Here is a 21,380-nt window from a genome sequence, read left to right on the forward strand (position 1 = left end):
AAAGAGGTAGACGATTTTAGAATGTATCTAGCAAAAGAAAAAAAGGAAGAAATTTTTAAAGAGCACGGTAAGTCAGCTACAGACACAGGGTCTGCAGAAGGTCAAATCGCGTTGTTCACTCACCGAATCAACCACCTGACTGACCACCTTAAAACTCAGAAAAAAGACCATGCATCAAGATTGGGTCTTTTGAAGCTGGTAGGTAAAAGAAGAAGACTTCTTGACTATCTACACAAAAATGATATCGAAAGATATCGTAGCATCATTGCGAAGCTCAACATCAGAAAATAAAAAACAAGGGGATCAAATTTCTGATTCCCTTTTTTGATTGTAAACACCAGAGGACAAACCGTGTCCTCTTTATCCATTTATTATGAACGTAATTACTAAAACTTTCCAACTATCTGACGGCAGGGAAGTATCCATCGAAACAGGAAAATTAGCTAAACAAGCGGATGGATCTGTCGTAGTGACAATGGGAAATGCCAAACTTTTGGCAACTGTGGTTTCTTCGAAGGAAGCCAAAGAAGGAGTGGATTTCTTGCCACTCTCCGTAGACTATCAGGAAAAATTTGCAGCAGCAGGAAAAATCCCAGGCGGCTTTTTGAAAAGAGAAGGAAAACTCTCAGACTATGAAGTGCTGATCTGCCGACTGGTAGATAGAGCTCTCAGACCACTCTTCCCTGAGGACTATCACGCAGACACTCAGGTATTCATCCAATTGATTTCAGCGGACAAGGATGTGATGCCGGATGCGCTTGCAGCTTTGGCAGCTTCATCTGCTATTTCCGTATCAGACATTCCATTTGGTGGCCCGATTTCGGAGGTACGGGTGATTAAACTAGAGGATAAATACATCATTAATCCGAAAACTGAAGACCTTGCAAAAGCATCTCTTGATCTGATTGTAGCAGGGACGATGGACAACATCATGATGGTGGAAGGCGAGTCTAAAGAAGTAGATGAGTCTGAGATGCTTGATGCTATCAAGGCAGCACATGCAGAAATTAAGATCCAATGTCAGGCTCAAATTGAGCTGGCTAAGGAAGCTGGAACAACAGAAAAACGCGAGTATAATCACGAACCAAAGGATGAAGAACTGAAAGCATCTATGCATAAAGCCATGTACCAGAAGCTTTATGATGTAGCGGCTAAAAAGAACCCGAATAAGTCAGAGCGAAAAGAAGCTTTCAAGGCTGTGTATGAGGAATGGATTGCTCAGTTTTCGGAAGAGCAACTTGAGGAGATGGATAATTTCCTTCTCGGGAAATACTTCCATGATATTGAGAAGGAAGCAGTGCGAAACTTCGTGTTGGATACGCAGGAGCGAATAGACGGTCGTAAGCCGGATGAGATCAGACCGATCTGGACAGAGGTTGACTACCTTCCATCTGCACACGGATCAGCCTTATTCACCCGTGGTGAGACGCAATCTTTGACATCCGTAACACTCGGAACGAAGCTGGATGAGCAGATGATCGACGGAGCAATGATCTCCGGATATAACAAATTTATCCTTCATTATAACTTCCCAGGCTTTTCTACAGGAGAAGTAAGGCCAAACAGAGGCCCTGGACGAAGAGAAGTGGGACATGGAAACCTGGCCATGAGGGCATTGAAACCAATGATTCCAACCGAAGATGAGGGTAACCCTTACACGCTTCGTGTGGTTTCAGATATTCTTGAGTCCAATGGTTCATCTTCCATGGCAACTGTTTGTGCAGGAACGATGGCTATCATGGATGCAGGTATCAAATTGAAAAGGCCGGTTTCCGGGATTGCAATGGGAATGATCTCAGATAGTAAGTCTGGAAAGTACGCTATCCTTTCGGACATTCTTGGAGATGAAGATCACCTTGGTGACATGGACTTCAAAGTGACAGGTACTACCGAGGGGATTACAGCATGCCAGATGGATATCAAAGTGGACGGACTTTCTTACGAAGTGCTGGCGAAAGCATTGAACCAGGCTAAAGAAGGAAGAATGCACATCCTTGGAGAGATGGCCAAGTCTATCACACAGCCCAGGGCTGAGTTGAAATCGCATGCACCGAGAATGGAGCAATTGCGGATTGATCGTGAGTTGATCGGTGCGGTGATTGGGCCTGGTGGAAAAATCATTCAGGAAATTCAGAAAGAGTCAGGTGCTACGGTAAACATTGAAGAAGATGAGCGTGGAGGAAAAGTGAGCATCTTCGCTGTAGATGGCGATTCACTAAATAATGCCATGGCGCGAATCAAGGCAATCGTACAGCAGCCTGAAATTGGCGAAGTATACGATGGCAAAGTGAAGTCAATTATGCCATTTGGAGCGTTTGTTGAATTCCTTCCAGGAAAAGACGGATTACTACATATCTCGGAGATAAAGTGGGAGCGGGTAGAAAATGTGGCAGATGTGATGGAAGAAGGAGAGGAGATCAAGGTAAAGTTGATTGACATTGATAAGAAGACAGGAAAGTTCAAGCTTTCAAGAAAAGTATTGTTACCTCGTCCTCCTAAGCCGGAACCAGCGGAAAAGACCGAAGAGTAATCCTCAGGACACTTTAAAATTTTATATAGCCCATCGGGCACAAAAGCTAATAAGATGGTGTTCTGATTCGGAACACCATTTTTTTGTAAAAGAACTTAAAAGAACATGCCAACAGAAAGAGTAAAAGTATTAATCATTGGATCTGGACCTGCTGGCTTTACAGCTGCCATCTATGCCGCCAGGGCAGGGATGAAGCCAGTCCTTTATCAAGGCGGCCAGCCGGGCGGCCAGCTTACCATTACGAACGACGTGGAAAATTATCCCGGCTATCCGGATGGAGTGATTGGGCCACAGATGATGGTGGATTTCCAGAAACAGGCGGAGCGGTTTGGAACAGACGTACGCAGCGGGATGATTACCTCGGTGGACTTTAGCGGATGGCCACACAAAGTAACGGTGGATGAAAGAACCGAGATTGAAGCAGAGGCAGTAATTATATCTACCGGAGCATCAGCAAAATGGCTGGGGATTGAAAGCGAGCAGCGACTCAATGGCAAAGGTGTTTCTGCATGCGCAGTGTGTGATGGCTTTTTCTTCAGAGGCCAGGATGTGGTGATTGTAGGTGCAGGAGATACAGCCGCAGAAGAGGCTAGCTATCTTTCTAAGATTGTGAATAAAGTATATATGCTGGTGCGAAGAGACGAGATGCGAGCTTCCAAGATCATGCAGCAGAGAGTGAAGAATGCTCCGAATATTGAAATCCTTTGGAACACTGAAACCAAGGAAGTATTGGGTGATGAAGAGGTGAATGGTGTGAAGGTAGTAAACACTCAGACAGGAGAAGAGCAAGTGCTGGAGGCCCAGGGATTTTTCGTAGCGATTGGGCACAAGCCAAACACAGACATCTTTAAAGGATGGCTGGATATGGATGAGCAGGGCTACATCAAGACCATCCCCGGAACATCCAAAACCAACATCCCCGGAGTATTTGCAACGGGTGATGCCCAGGACAAAATCTACCGTCAGGCGGTGACTGCTGCTGGTTCAGGCTGTATGGGGGCACTGGATGCGGAGAAGTGGATTGCAGAGAAAGAGGTGGAAATGCAAGAGGCGAATGCCTGATTAGAAAACCAAAATACAAAAAGCCTTGCGAGATTACTCGCAAGGCTTTTTAATTTGTCTGTCAGTTAGTTAAAGTTCACTTCCAGTGCTGCTATGTCAGCAGGATTGTAAGGGGTTAAGTCCTGAAGGCGATCAGCAAACTGATCAAAAAGTGGATCGGGTGATTCCCCTCCCTGGATAAACCCATCAGAGTTAAAATATCCTGGTGCTTCTGTGTTTTGTAGGTAAGCATCAATCTGCTCCTGAGGCAAACCAGGGAATGCTGTTTGAATTTGTTCGGTGAAGACATTTTTCAAAGAGTTTTCTACCAACAACACGGTTCGATCATTTGAATCAAGGTTTCCACTCGGAAGACCTACTTCAGCTACACCAATACTTCCTTTATGTATTCCTGAAGCGACAAATGCCCAGTCGAATCCCTGAGAGTCAGTAAAGAAAGTAGCATTGGGATGGTAGGAGTTTCCATACACATCTATTACTTCCCCTTTTTTACCTACAAACATTTTCAAGGTGCTGATGGAATATGGATCAACCTCAGGGTCTTCAAGTGGCAGGTTGTCAATGGTGACGATCATATGGGCATCATAGTTCCCAGCATCTTCTGAATATTCGATTCTGTAAATGGCGTCACCAGCTTCCGCATCCTTGATCCTGTCGATGTTATAAGGCTTTAAGATAGCCACACCTTTGATCACTTCTTTGTTCCAAAATACCTGCATGGCCTTTCCTCCATCATCATTGCCTTCTGATTCTGCATCGGTTATGGTAATAGACCACTCAAATTCCTGCCCTTCGTAGGTAGCACCCTCTTCCACCACCATGTTTTTGATTCGTCCATCATCATCGCTCTCATAGCTTAGGAAAAATGCCTTGCTGATTTTAAAGCTGTTTAATCCACCCAATATGGCTTCATTAAGGTCACCTGCACCTTCGCCAATTGCGATAAAAAGAGAAAGCAATTCATAAATTTCATTTCCATTCAATTCATCCTCTGCAGTACGACCTGCCTTTCTACCGTTAGCCGCATCAGGGTTGGCCAGTGGATCAGGCACATCGATAGAGAATCGATCCGGTAAAACACTCTCCTCAGTTGGAGGAGTGTCAATGGAGTCATCGCATGAGACTGCAAAAAGCATCAGCACTATCAGTGATAGCAGGGCTACTAGGTTTATCTTTTTCATTGTGTTTTTCGTTTTCATGATTGATACATGTTTGTGTTTGATCTTATCACACGTCCTTTTGTCCTTACCCTGGATTATTTTTTAAAATTCTTCAGAATTAATTGTAACTATCTGAAAATCAATAGTAAAAAACAATTCATTATTCTACACTGGTGGAGTCTGAATCAACCATTGAGACAAAGAAATACCCCACAGCACCTTCGGAAAGATTGGTCAGGACATTGCCGGGTGCAGCATCAAATACACCACCTCGCCAGTCTACTTCTGATAAGAACGAACGAAGAAAGTTTTGATGGCTCGGCGTGAGGGAATACTTTTTTCGGAAAAGAGTGGATCCCTTTGGAAAGGTGAACGGGTCTTTTTCCGGGGCAAAGGTTTGAGTGATGTCCACCACATCCAACGTATAGAAGAATGCTTCCTTTGAGATTACTTCTCCATCTTCCTCCCAGGTGGCGTCTACCAGTGTCATAGAGGGCACAGTCTCAGAGTGGATATATTCCAGGGTTCCATCTTCGGTTTCTTCCACCAGCAAGGGTGGCAGGGAGGTGCCTACTTCCGATGCTGCCACTGCAAAATACTCCTTTCCCTCATATTCAATAAAAAGCACATAGGCTTTACCAAAAAGGGCAGTCAGAGTATTGTTTTGATAGGTGCCAGGCCTATCCTCATCATGTGTGAAAAAATGATTGATTTCCCCGTCATTGACCACTACAAAAGCATCTGTGACAGGAGGTGGCTGCTGCCCCACGTCTTCAAAGGTCAATGAAAGCTTGATTTCCTGATTGGTAAATTCATTTGTAATGCCTCCATCTACAACAAGCAATGATTCATTTCTTATGTCAAGGCCCTGATCAGACACCTCTTCGCACCGAAACAATAGGAGCATAAATAGCAATATGTACACTGGTTTTTTCATAAGTGAAACGAATAAGAGATGGATGGGACCATTCGGTAGACAAATGTATGAGTGCTTTTAAGCGCTTCCGGAGTGTTTATGGTCGTGGGCACCACGATATCCCCATCATCCTGGATGATTTTATTGAAACTTCTGAGCACAGAATTTTTTTGTCCATAAAAATTGAAGATGGAGACGGAAATAAAGTGGTTGTATTTTCGCTCCATTTTATTCAGGCGATGCGACCATCCCAAATCCAGCCGGTGATAGGTGGGGAGCCGGTCGTTGTTTTTCTCGGCATAGATGGGTACGGTGCGTCCTGCATATTGATAGAAGGAAGTGGGGGTGGTCACCGGGGAACCTGAAGCCACAATCAGGGTTCCTGAAAAATGGGTACGTTCATTCTTGCTCATCACAGCGTTGATGGAAAATTGTGCCGGGCGATCAGAGAGGGCTGTATACGAATTTCCATTGTTGATCCCTTCAATTTTCCGGGTTGACCTTGCAATGGTATAAGCAAGGCTTCCAGTCAGCTTCCCGGTCTTTTTCGTCAAGATGGCCTCCAGTCCATAGGCCGTCCCCGCTCCGGAGCGGATCTCTGCCTCAAACTGTGGGTTCAGCAACAGTTCCGCCTGATTGGCATAGTCGATCTGGTTTTGCAGGGCTTTATAATACCCTTCAATATTCAATTGCCACTTTTCCCTGTTGTGTATCCAGCCAAGGGAAAGCTGGTCTGCAAGCTGCGGCTTGATATTGACACTCGCAGGGAGCCACACTTCCAGGTTATTGAATGGGCTGATGGAGTTGCTTATCAGGTTGATGTATTGTGCTGATCGGGTGTAATTCACGTTGAGAAAGTTGCGTTCATTTAGAATGTGCGTCAGCTTGATTCGGGGCTCCAGGTTAGCGTATTCATTATAGCTGCTGCGGTCTTCGTAAGTTGTGGTGTCAGTAACTGCATAATCCTCATCTATGGTGTATTCAATCGTCCTTCCGTAATTGGTCCAGGTACTGAGCCTCACCCCATAGGTTAGGAGCCAGCGCCTAGATAGTTGCTTTTCGTTGCTGTAGTAGAGGGAAAATTCGGTCGCATTTCTTTTTGGGACAAACGGGGCATTTTCATTTCCTTCCAGGTTGCCGGGATTGAAATTGTGGCCACTCAGCTTAAACCCAAACCTGAGGGTGCTTTCAGGTTTTTTATAAAAGGTGAAGTCTGTTTTCAAACTGGCATTGGCAATGTGGTTGGCCCATGTCTGGGTGGGGGATGTGATGAGCCGGTATTCATACTTGCTGGAATAGAACGTGGTGTTGGAAAACAGACGGTCATTAAAGGTGTGGTTCCACCGGATGGTACCGGCGATGTTTTCCCAGGCAAGCCCCTCTTCACCCAGGTACTGATCCTTACTGGAAAACACCGAGAGGAAGAGGCGGTTATTTTGATTGAGCCTGAGATTTACTTTTCCCGTAAGGTCAGAAAAGAAGAATTCATCAAAATCCTCGCTGCTTACCAGAGGTTTTATATGGGAGCGCCTACCAAATACGAAAAAGGAACTATGGTTTTTCCTGATGGGGCCATCTACCGAAAGCCGGGTAGTCACCAGCCCTAGCCGTCCATTTATGTGGTGCTTTTTCATGTTCCCATCTTTGGTGTGGATGTCCATCACTGAAGAAACCCGCCCGCCAAATTCCGCACCGGCATTTCCCTTATAGATTTTGATGTCTTTGATCGCTTCTGGCATGAATGAGCTAAACAAGCCTAAAAGGTGTGCAGGATTGTAGATGGGGGCTTCATCCACCAGGATTTGGTTTTGATCCCTGTTTCCACCCCTTACGTGGAAAAATGTGGAGCCGTCATTGAAAAGCTGAATGCCCGGAAGGATGTCCAATGACTTGATCACATCCGGCTCGCCTAAAACTGCGGGCTTTTGGAGGATGGTGCTATTGCTTAGCTCTGCAATATTTGAATGCACCTGACCTACAGTTTTCACCGAGTCGCTTACGGTCACCACCACCTCTTCCAGCATGGATGTGCTTGCCTTCAGGTCTATGTCCAAGCCAAGGTTGCCCGAAAGCCTGATCTCCCGGGTGGTGCTTTCATAGCCTAGGTAGGAGCACTTGAGGACATAAATTCCTGCGGGTAGCGTAATCGAATAAAAGCCATAAGCATTGGTGATGGTGCCAAGCCCCGGTCTTTCTACCCATACGGTTGCACCGATGAGCGTTTCCCCGTCTTCACTGCCTCGCAGGTAGCCACTGATGGTGAAGCTTTGCCCTGCCCTCCCGCTATTTTCTGATTTCCTCAAGACCACCTTACCCTCCACAATCACGTATTCCACGCTCATCCCCAGCAGCAAATCGTCCAAAGCAGCCTTCAAGGACTTTGGTGAAGAAGTGATTCGCACTTGTTGATCCACGGGGATACTTCGGGGGCTGTAGGAAAAGGTTATCCCTGTCTGGCGGGTGATTTCATCGAGTGCCTCTGACAGCCTCATATCCTGTGGGCGCAAGCTAACTTTGGTATCCAAAATGCCTGATTGCCCTGCCGTCTTTAATGCCAGCAGGCATAAGGTTAAACAAACGAAAATAAGGCGCAAAAGGGACATTTGACTGTCAATATCAACAACCCTGGCCACTTATCAGAATTTCTGTCTTGGTTTTTTGTATAGATAAGCCAAGGGTGGCTTTTAAGATTTCCAGGATGGAATCCAGTGATTGGTTTTCGAATGAAACGGTAACCGGGCATCCTGTGGGGCTAGGTTCCTTCAATGTTATTTTCTCGGTGAATGCATTGTCCAGGACGTTGATCACTTCGCTTAGGGGGGTATTGGCAAATGTGAATTTGCCTGTTTTCCAGGAGAGAAAATTGGGGTCATTGTTCACCAGCTTAAATAAGCGGCCGGATTCCTTGTCTAAAATGCCTTTTTCCCCTACCTCCAGCCGGATTTTGTCCCCCCGATGGCTTACCTCTACTGATCCTGAAGCAACCACTACAGTGGCCGTTTTTTCACTTTCCCTGGCCCTTACGGTGAAGGAGGTACCCAGCACTGCAACTGCAACGGAGGAGGTGCGGATGATAAATGGTTTTTCCGGGTTTCGCTCCACTTCAAAAAAAGCTTCCCCTTTCAATTGTACTTCTCTGGTTTCCCCGGAAAATGTTGCAGGATAGTTTAGCTCACTTTGTGCATTGAGCGTGACCATGGAGCCGTCATTCAGGGTTTGGGTTTGTACCTGTCCTGCTATCAGGTATTCCTGGTCGGCCCTGTTGGTAAAGTAAAAAGCAATGCCGATCACAGCGATCAAGGCGATGGAAGCAGCGATTTTGAGGAAAGGGAATGATGGACGTTTTGCCAGTCTCATTTCACCCCTCAACCTTAACCATTCCTCATTTATATCATCTTGCGTGATTCCAGCAACTTTTCCTGTCCCATTCCACACCTTTTCCAGTTCGGAGAAAAACTGACTATTCCCTTTATCGGCAAGTAGCTCTTCTAAACGAGCCAATTCTTCAGGAGAAGCTTCTCCTGCAAATCGCTGGCTTGCCAGGTGTATGAGTTCGCTATGGTTTGTGTTTTCTTTCACGTCTGTTTTGTCACACATCAGGACTCTAAAACCCTGGAAAAAATTGAATAAAAATGTAAATAATTAAATAGTCCTTCAACTTTTCCCGGAGTAATCTCAATGCTTTCGACATCTGGTCCTCTACGGTTTTTACTGAAATACCTTCAATTTCGGCGATTTCAAGGTATTTTTTTCCTTCAAACCTGCTCAGCTTAAAAATCCTTTTGGTCTTTTCAGGTAGTGCGTCTACTGCGTCTACAATTCGGGCCTGTAGCTCAGATTCCTCAAGATAATCCCTTGATTCGATGTAGGCGGTCACTTTTTCATTATCTATTTCTATTTCATGGCTTACAATTTTCTTTCGGTCTCGCAGGTGGTTCAAACATCGATTGTGCACCGACTTGAAGAGGTAGGGTTTTAGGGAGGTGGTCAGGTCAATTTCATCCTGCCTCTGCCAGAGATTGATAAAAACATTGTGCACTATGTCTTTGCAATCATCCAGGTCATCCACATATTTTTTAGCAAAGGAGCATAGGTAAGGGAAGTACTCCTTAAATATTTTCTCAAAGTCCTGCTCTGTAAAATTCATTGTACAGGGTGATCGAATTTGTAGACCTTATAAGCAATATAGGGCTTCTACTTGTTCTTGATTACAATTCAATTTCCATCTTTTTCACATAATCGTACCCGATATCAAAAATTTCCTGGGCATGTTTGGTATCCATGATGTCGTAATTGCACAGCTCAGTGGGCTCAATGAATATGTCGCATTTGCGTTTTAGGGCTCCATTACCAGGGTTCACTGCTAACTGAAACATACGGGTAGTCACCTGGATCAGGTTATTCAGACTGTCAATTTGCTGGATGGGGCTGATGCTCACACCAATGACCTTTTTGCATATCTTCTTCAATGGCTTTACCGGCACATTGTCAAAGATGCCACCGTCTGAGTATAGCTTTCCATTGATTTCTACCGGACTGAAAAGTACCGGAATGGAAGCTGATGCCTGAACAATATCTGCCAGAGGTCCTTCAGTTAGGTACTCGGGTTTGCCTTCAAGCATGTTGCTCACGCATACTATCAAAGGGATTTGCAGATCTTCCAATTTTTTGATGGGTATCTTTTTTAGCATTCTGGATTTCATCTTAGCCGAGCTTAGCAAGCCGGTCTTGGGAATGTTTAGCTCAGAGATGGCGGTGAAACGGTATTCCTTGATGATGTCAAATGCTTCTTTTGGCGAATGTCCTGAAGCAATAAAAGCTCCGGCAATTGCCCCAGCACTTACCCCAGAAATCACATCGGGCTTGATGCCCCGTTCTTCCAATGCCTGAAGCACGCCTAAATGAGCAAAACCCCTGGCGCCTCCACCTCCAAGTGCTATTCCGATCTTGTATTTCTTTGATTTTGACATGTTTCTAAAATTAATCAGCTTCCAACAAAAAAGGCACCTCAAATCTGAGATGCCTTTTAAGCCTATATTGTTTTCGTGTTACTTTTCTGCTCCGGGAGCTCGCTCCAAGTACTCTTCATACAGCTGGGTATGCCTGCTCACCATCGGGATATTCCATCCATCGATGAATACATATTTCACCTGCGTTCGTGTCTCGAATGGATCGCCATCTGTTACAAATAGATTAGCAACTTTCCCTTTCTCCAAAGAGCCATACCTGTCAGCCACTCCAAAAATCTCCGCCGGGATAATGGTGACAGCCTTTAGCGCCTCCTCTTTCCCCATGCCATAGGCAGCAGCAAATCCTGCATGATAGGGGAGGTTGCGGGTGTTTTCCATATCGTTGGTACGTACTGCCACTTTTACGCCAGCCTTTTGCATTGCACCTGCATTAGCATATGGGCGATCGTACCGATCATAGTCCCGGGTAGGGTTGCTTAGCACCGGACCGGTAATTACCGGAATTCCAGCCTCCGCAATTTCCTTAGCCACTCTCCAGCCTTCAGCTACGCCGCATAGCACCGCATCTGCCCCCTTTTCTTCAATCCACTTAAGCGCGGATTTGATGTCGTTGGCAGCATCCACGTTGATGAGGAGCTTCATTTCACCCCTTACGGCAGGAAGCAAAGCCTCCATTTCCGGGTAATATGGTTGATCTTTTCCGCCCGTTGCAGAATCGATTTTATGATACTGTACGGCTTTAGCCCACACATCATTCAATTGCTCCAGCGCTTTGTCCGCAGCTTTTTTGATATCCTCATCAGACCTGCGATCCCATCGTCCTCTTCTGCCTGTTGCAGGAAAGTTTACCACAATCCCTTTAAATCCGGCATACATCTGGTCAGGGGTGTAGCCGTGAAGGTTGATCAGGGCAGCCGTGCCCGGAAATAACCCACCGGATGGCATGGTCAATGCAGTAGTCACCCCATTCACCCGGGTTACTGGAAGAATGACTGAGCTCGGATTTACCGCCGTTAGTGCCTGAATGTGCGGAATCACTTCTCCAATCTCATTGTTGTCCCTCGTCCTTGGATCAGAGCTAACCTCAACAAGACCCACCTGAGTACCTCCGTCAATCATGCCCGGATAGATAGTAAGGCCTGAACAATCAATGGTTTTGGCTCCTGAGGGGATGGAAACGCTCGCTCCAATATCTGCGATTTTGCCGTCAGCAATGATCAATGTCCCATTCTGAATGGTGCCTTTAGTTATGGTTTGAATGGTTGCATTAGTCAATGCAAACGTTCCTGTTTCTGCACTTGGTATTTGGGCAGATGCCAAGCACGCCATCATCAGCAGAAACAATAGGAATGTATATTTTATCTTTTTCATTTTTAAAAAGTTTTGAGTCGTGAGTTTTGAGCTACTAGTTTGATTCAATTTCGAAGGAAGAGCGGGCACGGGTTACCTGCCAAATCATCAATTGCTTAAAATTCTTCATGATTGAAACTTGTAACTGATATCTCGCAACTATTTATGAAACAAAAATTCTGTGTTCTGCATGCATCGATCGTGATCTTCAGCTTCCCAAAGGGTCACATCGATTTTCTCCTCTGGATCAGGATAGATTCTCATGTCTGCAGGATCATTTTCACGATCGAATCGCACGATACCATCCACAATAGTGACCATAGGAATGGTGTATATGGAAAGTGGGTGATTCTTGAAAATCGCCACATCACCTTCTTTGCCCACTTCCAATGAACCGACCCGATCTGCAATGCCCAGCTGCTTAGCGGGATTGATCGTGATCAATGAAAGCGCCTCATCGTCTGACAATCCTCCGTACTTCTGAGACTTTGCAGCCTCGTGGTAGAGGTGACGGATGAGCTCTCCTGAATCTGAATTGATGGAGGTAGTTACCCCATTTTTGGTTAGGATGGTGGCATTGTATGCTGTACTGTAATACACCTCAAATTTGTATGCCCACCAGTCTGCAAAGACAGATGCACCTGCACCAAACTCCGCAAGCTCAGGGGCTACTTTAAAACCTTCATTCACGTGCTGGAAAACCAGCTTTGTTATACCGAAATCCTTACAAACCTGCATCAGCATGTAAATCTCATCTGCGCGATAGGAGTGACAATGAATGATGATATTCCCTTTAAGGATATCAGCCAGTGTCTCCAATCGAAGGTCGTATACAGGGGCTTTTCCTTTGAATCGCTTGTCATTCTTTTTGGCATTGTATTCATTCCAGGCTTCCATGTATTCTTTAGCTTCCTGGAAGGAGCTTCTGATCACATGTTCCACACCCATTCGGGTACGAGGGAGAATCCCATTGCCACTTCCGTGCACTCTGGTTGGGTTTTCTCCCAACGCAAACTTGATGGTGCGGGGGGCACCTGCCATCCGCATTTTGTCCGGGTCTATTTCACCATATCGAAACTTCACTGTCTCGCACTGCCCGCCAATCGCATTGGCAGATCCGTGCATGGAATGTGCTGCGGTAACACCACCTGCCAAAGCCTGATAGATGCCTACATCCAGCGGATCCATTGCATCACCCACCCACACTTCTGCGGTCACTGGGTTGGTGGCTTCATTCACTGCATCCAGTGCCAGGTGCGAATGCGCATCGATAATCCCCGGCATTACATACATGCCACTTGCATCGATGGTTTTTGCGCCACTTGGAGCGCTCAGACCTTTTCCGATTTGGGAAATTTTCCCATCCCGAATCAAGACATCCGTATTCTCAAGTGTGCCCTTCGTTACCGTTAAAACTGTTCCGTTTTTGATGAGCACACTGCCTTTGTCCTGCGCCATCACAAGGGAGGCGGTCAGGAGGAATAGTACGAGTATTTGTAATTTCTTCATGTCTAATGTCATTTTTGAGGTTCTCTGGATCCTTCCATCGGGAAGCTTCCAAACTGTGCCACAGATAAGGTGCCTTCAAAAGAGTCACCGTCGATATCCATGCTGATATCCACCGTGATCTCTTCCCCCATGTTCAGCTTAAAGGAGAAGGTCACGTTGCTTCCATCTACCACTACATTTTCAATGTCGTTGGTACTGCCATTATAGCTCACCGAAATGGTGCCGCTGTAATCTCCCGGCGTTCCCTTGATGGTAATCACACCGCTTCCGTTTCCTTGTGGAGTTTCCGTGGTGTAGTTCCACACACCAGCAGCATCCACCGCTTCTTCGCCGTTATCTTTTTTCTTTTTCTTCTTTTTTGCTTCGTATTCATACTTCACTCCATCCACAAACACATATCGTACGTTTGCGTCTTTCGTGAAATAGGCGGTATCCGATAAGACCAGGTTGGCCATCTTACCAGGTTCAATGGTTCCCATCAGGTTAGAAACGCCAAGAATACTTGCGGGCTCAGTGGTTAAGGCAGCAAGTGCCTTGTCTTCAGAAAGGCCATTCTCTATCACTTTCAATAGGTTAGTTCGGAAGTCTTTTGACTTCACCTCCAGTGTGGAGAATCCGAACTTCACTCCATTGCTGCTGAATTTACCAGCCTGGGTGTAGTAGTTTTTGATCATGGCATTTTGCCGCTCGGTCAAAGCTTTCTCTTCCAGCTCTTCTTCGGTGGGCTCTTTCTTTTCCTCTTCTTTTTCCTCCTCAGCCTTCTCCTCTTTCCACTCAGGAAGGTCTAGTGAAAGGAATATAGGAGCTCCGACCGACTTAATCGCTGGAATAGCATCCCATCCTTGCTTCACTTCAGCAAGCATTAATTTAAACCCTAGATCTCGCTGAAGGGCGATAACCCGCATGATATCTTTCACACCCTCAGCACGGTAGGCCACCATCATCTGCTTGGATACCACCGGATAGAGTGCTTCCAATGTTGCGTCAGTAGTTGGTCGCTCCATACCGTTGGGATCGCTATTGTACTTATACTGGTAATCTCTTGCCTGGCTGGCCTTTCGGTACAAATCCCGGTACTTGGCCATCACACCAATTACTGTATTTGGATATACACCATCAGCGCCGGATAGCTGTGCATACATAGTGGTCTCGTCTTTCACTACCATGCTCTCACCATCTTTCCCACCCAGGAGAATGATAGCACCTTTTCCCGGAAGCATGCCATTGTGGGGTACACTTTGGGAAGCGGTAAATCCCAGACCTCTAAAATCCTCAACAGATTTATCTCCTGGATTGAGCATTGATCTTGCCGAATTGCCAGGGGTGATTCCGGCCCGCTCGTAAGATGGGTTTCCTGTTAGTTTACGATCATCATTCTGCTCTTCATCTTTTGGTTTTTCCACACCAATATTGGAAAGTCCGCTTATGAATCCGGCATAAACAAACATGGAATCTGCATCTACGACCCAGGCATCTGCCGGGATAGAGACACTTGATCCCACTGCTTTGATAATTCCGTTTTCGATAAGAACCGTACCATTGGAAATGGTCTTTCCTGGTGCCTGCACAATCGTTGCATTTTTAATTGCATACTTATTGGTTACAGGCTTCAGGTCACTATCCTGCGCTATTCCCAGCCATGGCACCAGGCCAATAAGCAGGAGCAGAACAGCTCTGAATAAGCTGTCACGTTTTTGCATAGGTTATTTACTTTAGGTTTAAAATGGAGATTGAAGATAGGAAATTATTGGTGGCTCAAAACCAATATTATATGAATGGTGTTTCTTTGCAGCTTTCGGCTTGTCTTATGATTATGTTTCCCCTTGAGGGGGATGAGAGGGGTGAATTTGAGGATTACCAATTTACCCCACATGACCTCCCTTAAGGAGGAATTAAATTTGGAAAATGCTAACTCTATGAAACTGGATATACTCGCCATAGTTGCTCACCCTGATGATGTGGAATTATCTTTTGGTGGCACACTGCTGGCTCACGAAAAACAAGGCCATAAAACAGGAGTCTTGGATCTTACAAAGGGGGAGCTTGGAACCCGGGGAAACCCGGAGATACGAGCCAAAGAAGCTGCTGATGCTGCCAGGATCATGAAGCTTTCTTTGAGGGAGAATTTGGGACTACCAGATGGCTTTTTTGAGAATAGCAAGGAAAATCAACTGAAGGTGGTAGAGCAGATTCGTCGGTTCAAGCCACGGCTGGTCATTACTAATGCCATCTATGACCGCCATCCAGATCATGGGAGAGGTGCAGCCCTAGTAGAGACAGCTTGCTTCATTGCCGGGCTAAAAGCTGTAGAGACAAGCTGGAAAGGAAAAACACAGCAAGCTTACCGGCCGGAGAAGTTGTATTTTGCAATCCAGAGTGTATCGCAGGAGCCGGACATATTGGTGGATATCTCTGAGGTAATGGAAGAACGAAGGGCAGCAATCCAGGCTTTCAAGTCACAATTCTACAATCCTGATAGCAGTGAGCCTGAAACCTACATAAGCTCAAAGGGCTTCATGAATATGCTGGAGGCGCGCACCATCGAGTGGGGCCAGCGACTAGGAGTGGCTCATGCCGAAGGCTTCAAAGTGAAACACTTCCTTGGTGTGAAGAGCTTGTTTGATTTGGTGTGATTAGATTCTAGTCTCCCGATCCAAATACCTCAACTGCACCAAATAAGACTCCTTCGACCCCTTCACAAAAAGGTGTTTTGATCTGAGCCATTCCAGTGCTTCTTCAAGCTCTACATTCTGGTAGAATTCGTCCCGGCAGAAGTGCACAAACTTTAAAATTTTGAAAGCATCAAACCAATGGAAAAATCGTTTCCGGAACTGCTCCTGCGAACTTACCTTCCCTTTCAGGGTTTGGATTTGTGCCTGCCAGTCGTCTTCCAGAAAAGTGGAAATGGTTCTTGGCACTTTCCATTCATCCTTTGTCCAGAAGTCATCTACCTTTTGAAAGAAAAGCCTCAAGTCTTCAAATGTATTGGGGTGGTACACTGAGTACTCTTCCGTTGCATTGAGGAGGTCATTTACTGCCTTTCCAGTGCCAAATGGTACCCGGTCAGAAACCCGATCAGACGGACGAATTGTAGTATTGTTTATTTCCACAAACCCACCCTGAGGGATGGTCTTGTTGAGGAAATAGAAATCCTCGCCTGCCTTGCGGGTATTCATGCCACCTACTTTTTCATACATAGATGCTCGCACGGTGATGCAGGATCCCAGCGTCTGATGGGCATAAGGAAATCCCGCATAGCGAAGCGCATCGATATAGTATCTGAGGTAGAGTTCATAGTCTACAATCGCCTCGTGATTGTCCCTGTGCAGCCGGTGCTCATAAAACACTATCCCAGCTTGTGCATCAGGATTTTCATAGATTCTTTCAATTTCTTCCAGGTAATTAGTATCACAGCGGCAGTCAGCATCATAGCAAACGATAGGGCCATCTTTTCCGACCTTACGGAATAACCGCACTGCCTCGTCCATCCCAATCTTTCTAGCCATACCAACCCCTGCTTTTTTTTCTGGTAGCCTTTGCCGGGTTACCAGCAGTGGATAATTGCACCGGAAGGCCTGAAGTTCTTTCAGTGTTTGCTCATTGGCTTGTCGGATTTCCTTCGATGCATTTTCGGGTTCGTTTAGCACTACCAATACTATCAGCTTCCCATTCGGATATTGGCAATCACTTATCGACTCCAGTGCTCCAACCAAATCCGGCTCTTTGAAGCATGGGATCACCACAATCTGAGCCAGATCTTTATGCGGCTGATAGGAAGGGAAAAGCTCCTGTGGCCAAGCGTAACGCTCCAGATATAGCGAAGGCATCAGGGAGAAAGGCGACTAATGTTCCACGAATTTTCAGCTTCTTTTTGGTAGAATATCCGGTCGTGCAGACGATTGGGTCTCCCTTGCCAAAACTCGATGGAATCAGGAACTACTCTATATCCTCCCCAATGGTCTGGCAGAGGAACTTTACCCTCTTTGAATTTTCTCTTCATCTCTGCCAGCTTGGTTTCAAGAATGCTTCGGGAGGTGATTACCTCGCTCTGATGGGATACCCAAGCACCGAGCTGACTACCTCTCGGGCGTGATAGGAAGTATTTTAATGACTCAGAGGTTGATACCTTTTTCACCGATCCTGTAATAGCCACTTGTCGCTCCAGCATATACCAGGGAAAAAGCAGGGATACCTTAGGGTTGCTCTCCATTTGTTTGGACTTTCTACTCTCATAATTGGTAAAAAAAACAAAGCCTCCTGTATCAAAGGACTTCAGCAGGACTGTCCGTTGAAAGGGTTGCCCTTCCCGATTAGTCGTGCCGAGGATCATGGCTGTTGGTTCTATGATCTCGCTCTTCAGAGCTTCCTGAAACCATTTTTCAAATTGCCCGAAAGGATTCCTATTCACCGAGCTTTCATCCAGCTCGGCTTGCGTGTATTCTTTTCGTATCGAGGCAATATCTTCTCTCATGTTCTTAGTTTTGGAGCCTGATGGGACAACAATCAAAGTTAGATGAAGTTTAGAATTGACCTGACTGTAGACTCAAAAAAAGAGTGGGTGGATGCTGTGATGAATGATTTCGATGCATTCCTTCAGGATCATGCGGATTGTGAGCGAAAAGCCTCCGGAATGGCACTCAGCCTGGTAGCAAAATACCCGAATAGGACAGAGATCATTCCAGAGTTGATAGATACCTCTGTGGAGGAACTGGAGCATTTTCGGGATGTCTACTCCATCATGCAAAGGCGTGGAATCCAGCTCAATCACGAAATCCCCAAGGATCATTACATTCAGGATTTATTGAAAATATGCAGGGATGGCAGGGAAGAGCGGTTCATGGATCGTTTACTGCTGGCTTCATTAGTTGAAACGCGAGGAGCGGAACGTTTCAGGTTGGTCTATGAGGCACTGGGGGAAGGGGATCTTAAGCAGTTTTATCACCGACTTTGGGCATCTGAAGCCAGACATGGAGAAGTGTTTGTGAGAATGGCTCTCAATTATTTTGAAGACGAGGAGGTATACAATAGATTGGAGCAAATGAAACAAGAGGAGGGAGTAATATTGGAAACACTTCCCATCAGACCAGCATTGCATTAATGGATTATTTTTCATCAGATAAAATTCTAGAGCCGGAGCGGGGCGACTTGTTGCTCTCAGAACCGTACTTGCCAGATCCTAATTTTGAGCGGACAGTCATTTTTCTATGCGAGCACGATGAAAACGGTACGTTTGGATTTGTACTAAACAGGAGTGCCAATATAGAACTGAAAGAAGTAATTGATGAGGCCGGAAACTATCCGGCCAAGCTTTGCATAGGTGGCCCGGTGGAGCATGATACCCTTCATTTTATTCACCGTGACCCCACGTTGGCCAGTTCATCCCGTCAGGTGATTGATGGGACATATTGGGGTGGAGATTTCAATAAGCTGACAGAAATGATGAATACACGCACCATTCAGCCGGAAGATATTCGATTTTTCATAGGGTATTCTGGTTGGGCTCCCGGGCAGCTCATGGATGAAATGAAAGCCAAATCATGGATCGTGCTCAAGAAACCCACCCCCGAGATGATTTTTGATTGGGACAACCAAGACCTATGGAAAGCGTGTCTACAAACCATGGGTGGAAAATTCCGCCTCATGTCTAACTATCCAAAAGATCCCCGCATGAATTAGGGTATTTGGTTAGCTTTGTGTCATAGAAAAAAGTAATAGGTTCCATAATGGATAACGCAGAGAAATTGCAGGACGTTTCTGAAGAAACTAATAATGAAACGCCTGAGGAAGTTCAGAATCAAGCTGAATTACGAAACGAAGAACCGGAAGTAGGGGAGGAAAAAACGGAAGGTGACGTGGCGAACGAGCAACCTCAGGACGAAGAAAAGGAGGAAAAACCAATCGAAGAGGCAAAAGCTGAGGAGGAGAAGGAGGTTGTGAAAGCGGAGGAAAATAACCCCGAACCTTCATCCGCAGAATCGGAAGAGGAGGATAAACCTGCCGACGATGAGGAGCATGAAGAAGAGGAGGAGGTATTAGACTTTGAGCACGCCGATAAAGAAGAGCTGGTAGCCAAAATTCGGGAGATTAAAAATGAAGAAAACATCCGGTCTCTCGACCGTGTGCTAAAAGCCATTAAGCCCCGATTTGATGAGCTCTATGAAGTCTCCAAAAATGAGGCACTCCAAAAATTTGTAACTGATGGCAATGAGGCAGATGCCTTTGAGTACCACGGTGATGAATTAGATAAAGAATTTACTACCCTTTACGGCCAACTGAGGGCCAGACGAAACAAGCACTACAAAGATCTTGAGAATCAGAAAGAGGACAACCTAAAGAAAAAGGAACGACTGCTGGATCAGCTGCGGGATATAGTAGATGGGGAAGAGTCATCCGATAGCATCAATTCCATTCGGGAGCTTCAGAACGAATGGAAGAAAACCGGCCCTGTTCCTGGCGCACAGAATAAAACACTTTGGGCCAACTACAATGCCCTGCTAGACCGATACTACGACAACAGAAGTATCTACTTTGAGCTCAAGGATCTGGACAGAAAGAAAAATATGCAGCTCAAGGAAGAGCTTTGTGAGAAAGCTGAAGCCTTGAATGAGATGGAGGATATGAAGGAAGCTATCATCCAACTCAATGAGCTTCACGATGAATACAAGCATATTGGCCCTGTGCCAAAAGAAAATCAAGAGCCACTATGGCAAAGATTTAAAGCGGCTTCCGATGCGATTTATGCAAAGCGCAAGGAATACTTTGATCACCTGAAGGTGGAGTTTGAAGCTAACCTGATCAAAAAGCAGGAGTTGATCAAAGAAGTAGAGACATTCACGCAATTCAACTCTGATCGCATCACTGAGTGGAATGATAAAACCAAGGCGATCTTGGATATTCAGAAAAAATGGGAAGCAATAGGAGGAGTGCCCAGAGAAAAGGCGAAGGAAATAAATAAGGCATTTTGGAATTCGTTTAAGGGGTTCTTTGCCAGCAAAAACCAATTCTTCAAAGAGCTGGAATCTAAGCGGGATGAGAACCTGCAGAAGAAGCTCGAACTAGTGCAAAAAGCGGAGGAGCTGAAAGATAGTGACGATTGGAATTCTACAGCGGATAAACTCAAGCACCTGCAGGGATTGTGGAAAGATATTGGGCCTGTACCGGAAAAAGTTCGCAACGAAACCTATAAGAAGTTTAAGGCTGCCTGTGATCACTTCTTCAATAGAAGGAGGGAGCAGAATCAGGATCAATTCAAGGCGTTTGAGGACAATCTTCAGTTGAAGTTAAAGATATGCGATCAACTGGAAGAGGCCGGAGCTGGTGATGATGTAAACCTGGATGATATTTATGATCTGGTAGACAACTTTACCTCAATCGGTTTTGTACCGAAGAATGCGATTAAGAAAATAAGAAATCGATTTGATGCTGTGAAAGAGAAGGTGCTTTCCAATGAAGCCATTCATGAGGATGATCGTCAGGATTTGAGAAATCACATAGCGATGGGCAGGTTGAAGAATACACCTGGTGGAGATCAGAAGCTCCATCGCAAAGAGCATTCAATTAAGCGCAAGATATCAAGTATCGAAAATGATATTTCGACATGGAATACCAACATGGAATTCTTTGCTGAATCAGCTACAGCAGACAAGTTAAAAGCAGAGATGCAGGAGCGAATTAGTCAGGCGGAAAATGAGTTGGAAGATTTAAAATCTCAACTTGCAGCAATTTCTGCACAAAATTGAAAAATAGGTTTGCGAAATAGCAGCACCCTGCTATTTTTGCAAACCGTTTTTAGCACCTCAAACGAGAGGTGTAGTTATATAAGATATTGCCTCCATAGCTCAGCTGCGGTTCGACGGTTCGACAAGAGCAACTGACTTGGAATT

General features: G+C 45.6%; 18 protein-coding genes. 7 read left to right on the forward strand and 11 right to left on the reverse strand.

All coding sequences use genetic code 11. The features are described 5' to 3' along the window. Window positions 1-21 precede the first annotated feature (21 nt). The 3 genes from rpsO to trxB all read left to right on the forward strand — a co-directional run bounded on the left by rpsO (window position 22) and on the right by trxB (window position 3,592). Window positions 22-291 (forward strand): 30S ribosomal protein S15, encoded by a 270-nt coding sequence (rpsO, locus tag RLN88_RS12670; protein WP_350221777.1) that lies wholly within the window; start codon window positions 22-24, stop codon window positions 289-291. A gap of 82 nt (window positions 292-373) precedes the next feature. Continuing rightward, the gene (gene pnp / locus RLN88_RS12675) at window positions 374-2,530 is read left to right on the forward strand and encodes a polyribonucleotide nucleotidyltransferase (RefSeq protein ID WP_350221778.1); all 2,157 of its coding nucleotides are present in this window, start codon (window positions 374-376) and stop codon (window positions 2,528-2,530) included. A 105-nt stretch (window positions 2,531-2,635) separates the two neighbouring features. Further along, window positions 2,636-3,592, forward strand: a complete 957-nt coding sequence (gene trxB, locus RLN88_RS12680; RefSeq protein ID WP_350221779.1) for a thioredoxin-disulfide reductase — start codon at window positions 2,636-2,638, stop codon at window positions 3,590-3,592. A gap of 65 nt (window positions 3,593-3,657) precedes the next feature. Here trxB and RLN88_RS12685 read toward each other — a convergent pair whose 3' ends face one another. From RLN88_RS12685 to RLN88_RS12725, 9 genes are all read right to left on the reverse strand, one after another. Next, the gene (locus tag RLN88_RS12685) at window positions 3,658-4,773 is read right to left on the reverse strand and encodes a hypothetical protein (RefSeq protein WP_350221780.1); all 1,116 of its coding nucleotides are present in this window, start codon (window positions 4,771-4,773) and stop codon (window positions 3,658-3,660) included. A gap of 139 nt (window positions 4,774-4,912) precedes the next feature. Further along, a complete protein-coding gene (locus RLN88_RS12690) occupies window positions 4,913-5,689 on the reverse strand; it encodes a DUF4249 family protein (protein ID WP_350221781.1) in 777 nt (258 codons plus the stop codon). Continuing rightward, window positions 5,686-8,193 (reverse strand): TonB-dependent receptor, encoded by a 2,508-nt coding sequence (locus RLN88_RS12695; protein ID WP_350221782.1) that lies wholly within the window; start codon window positions 8,191-8,193, stop codon window positions 5,686-5,688. The genes RLN88_RS12690 and RLN88_RS12695 overlap by 4 nt, the downstream gene beginning before the upstream one ends. 91 nt (window positions 8,194-8,284) lie before the next feature. Further along, window positions 8,285-9,247 carry a FecR family protein gene (locus RLN88_RS12700; RefSeq protein WP_350221783.1) on the reverse strand — a complete coding sequence of 321 codons (963 nt, stop codon included), beginning with the start codon at window positions 9,245-9,247 and terminating at the stop codon, window positions 8,285-8,287. A gap of 25 nt (window positions 9,248-9,272) precedes the next feature. Continuing rightward, on the reverse strand, window positions 9,273-9,815 hold the full coding sequence (locus RLN88_RS12705) for an RNA polymerase sigma-70 factor (protein ID WP_350221784.1): 543 nt from the start codon (window positions 9,813-9,815) through the stop codon (window positions 9,273-9,275). A 61-nt stretch (window positions 9,816-9,876) separates the two neighbouring features. Further along, window positions 9,877-10,638, reverse strand: coding sequence for a patatin-like phospholipase family protein (locus RLN88_RS12710; RefSeq protein ID WP_350221785.1), 762 nt, complete (start codon window positions 10,636-10,638; stop codon window positions 9,877-9,879). Window positions 10,639-10,716: 78 nt separating this feature from the next. Beyond that, window positions 10,717-12,009 (reverse strand): amidohydrolase family protein, encoded by a 1,293-nt coding sequence (locus RLN88_RS12715; protein WP_350221786.1) that lies wholly within the window; start codon window positions 12,007-12,009, stop codon window positions 10,717-10,719. Window positions 12,010-12,147: 138 nt separating this feature from the next. Next, window positions 12,148-13,497 (reverse strand): amidohydrolase, encoded by a 1,350-nt coding sequence (locus tag RLN88_RS12720; protein ID WP_350221787.1) that lies wholly within the window; start codon window positions 13,495-13,497, stop codon window positions 12,148-12,150. 8 nt (window positions 13,498-13,505) lie between these two features. Then, a complete protein-coding gene (locus RLN88_RS12725; RefSeq protein WP_350221788.1) occupies window positions 13,506-15,197 on the reverse strand; it encodes an amidohydrolase family protein in 1,692 nt (563 codons plus the stop codon). A gap of 171 nt (window positions 15,198-15,368) precedes the next feature. Between RLN88_RS12725 and bshB1 the strand changes: the two genes are divergently transcribed. Then, entirely contained in the window at window positions 15,369-16,130 is a 762-nt protein-coding gene (bshB1, locus tag RLN88_RS12730; RefSeq protein ID WP_350221789.1) for a bacillithiol biosynthesis deacetylase BshB1, read from the forward strand. Here the strand turns inward: bshB1 and RLN88_RS12735 are convergent, their stop codons facing one another. Then, entirely contained in the window at window positions 16,131-17,324 is a 1,194-nt protein-coding gene (locus tag RLN88_RS12735; protein WP_350221790.1) for a glycosyltransferase family 2 protein, read from the reverse strand. Continuing rightward, entirely contained in the window at window positions 17,324-17,968 is a 645-nt protein-coding gene (gene pdxH, locus RLN88_RS12740; RefSeq protein ID WP_350221791.1) for a pyridoxamine 5'-phosphate oxidase, read from the reverse strand. The genes RLN88_RS12735 and pdxH overlap by 1 nt, the downstream gene beginning before the upstream one ends. A 42-nt stretch (window positions 17,969-18,010) precedes the next feature. Between pdxH and RLN88_RS12745 the strand changes: the two genes are divergently transcribed. From RLN88_RS12745 to RLN88_RS12755, 3 genes are read left to right on the forward strand one after another with little or no spacing between them, the layout of a single operon-like run. Further along, the gene (locus RLN88_RS12745) at window positions 18,011-18,595 is read left to right on the forward strand and encodes a MiaE family protein (protein WP_350221792.1); all 585 of its coding nucleotides are present in this window, start codon (window positions 18,011-18,013) and stop codon (window positions 18,593-18,595) included. After that, window positions 18,595-19,173 (forward strand): YqgE/AlgH family protein, encoded by a 579-nt coding sequence (locus RLN88_RS12750; protein ID WP_350221793.1) that lies wholly within the window; start codon window positions 18,595-18,597, stop codon window positions 19,171-19,173. Before RLN88_RS12745 ends, RLN88_RS12750 begins: the two co-directional genes overlap by 1 nt. Before the next feature lie 47 nt (window positions 19,174-19,220). Then, a complete protein-coding gene (locus tag RLN88_RS12755; RefSeq protein ID WP_350221794.1) occupies window positions 19,221-21,236 on the forward strand; it encodes a DUF349 domain-containing protein in 2,016 nt (671 codons plus the stop codon). The last annotated feature ends 144 nt before the right edge of the window (window positions 21,237-21,380 follow it).

Source organism: Ekhidna sp. (assembly GCF_040223195.1).
Taxonomy (GTDB): Bacteria; Bacteroidota; Bacteroidia; order Cytophagales; family Cyclobacteriaceae; genus Ekhidna.

What these genes read in the sequence shown, in the direction of transcription:
- rpsO (WP_350221777.1), top strand. Translation starts at nt 22, where the DNA reads ATGTATCTAGCAAAAGAAAAAAAGGAAGAAATTTTTAAAGAGCACGGT.
- pnp (WP_350221778.1), top strand. Translation starts at nt 374, where the DNA reads ATGAACGTAATTACTAAAACTTTCCAACTATCTGACGGCAGGGAAGTA.
- trxB (WP_350221779.1), top strand. Translation starts at nt 2,636, where the DNA reads ATGCCAACAGAAAGAGTAAAAGTATTAATCATTGGATCTGGACCTGCT.
- RLN88_RS12685 (WP_350221780.1), bottom strand. Translation starts at nt 4,773, where the DNA reads ATGAAAAAGATAAACCTAGTAGCCCTGCTATCACTGATAGTGCTGATG.
- RLN88_RS12690 (WP_350221781.1), bottom strand. Translation starts at nt 5,689, where the DNA reads ATGAAAAAACCAGTGTACATATTGCTATTTATGCTCCTATTGTTTCGG.
- RLN88_RS12705 (WP_350221784.1), bottom strand. Translation starts at nt 9,815, where the DNA reads ATGAATTTTACAGAGCAGGACTTTGAGAAAATATTTAAGGAGTACTTC.
- RLN88_RS12710 (WP_350221785.1), bottom strand. Translation starts at nt 10,638, where the DNA reads ATGTCAAAATCAAAGAAATACAAGATCGGAATAGCACTTGGAGGTGGA.
- RLN88_RS12715 (WP_350221786.1), bottom strand. Translation starts at nt 12,009, where the DNA reads ATGAAAAAGATAAAATATACATTCCTATTGTTTCTGCTGATGATGGCG.
- RLN88_RS12720 (WP_350221787.1), bottom strand. Translation starts at nt 13,497, where the DNA reads ATGAAGAAATTACAAATACTCGTACTATTCCTCCTGACCGCCTCCCTT.
- RLN88_RS12725 (WP_350221788.1), bottom strand. Translation starts at nt 15,197, where the DNA reads ATGCAAAAACGTGACAGCTTATTCAGAGCTGTTCTGCTCCTGCTTATT.
- bshB1 (WP_350221789.1), top strand. Translation starts at nt 15,369, where the DNA reads ATGACCTCCCTTAAGGAGGAATTAAATTTGGAAAATGCTAACTCTATG.
- RLN88_RS12735 (WP_350221790.1), bottom strand. Translation starts at nt 17,324, where the DNA reads ATGCCTTCGCTATATCTGGAGCGTTACGCTTGGCCACAGGAGCTTTTC.
- pdxH (WP_350221791.1), bottom strand. Translation starts at nt 17,968, where the DNA reads ATGAGAGAAGATATTGCCTCGATACGAAAAGAATACACGCAAGCCGAG.
- RLN88_RS12745 (WP_350221792.1), top strand. Translation starts at nt 18,011, where the DNA reads ATGAAGTTTAGAATTGACCTGACTGTAGACTCAAAAAAAGAGTGGGTG.
- RLN88_RS12750 (WP_350221793.1), top strand. Translation starts at nt 18,595, where the DNA reads ATGGATTATTTTTCATCAGATAAAATTCTAGAGCCGGAGCGGGGCGAC.
- RLN88_RS12755 (WP_350221794.1), top strand. Translation starts at nt 19,221, where the DNA reads ATGGATAACGCAGAGAAATTGCAGGACGTTTCTGAAGAAACTAATAAT.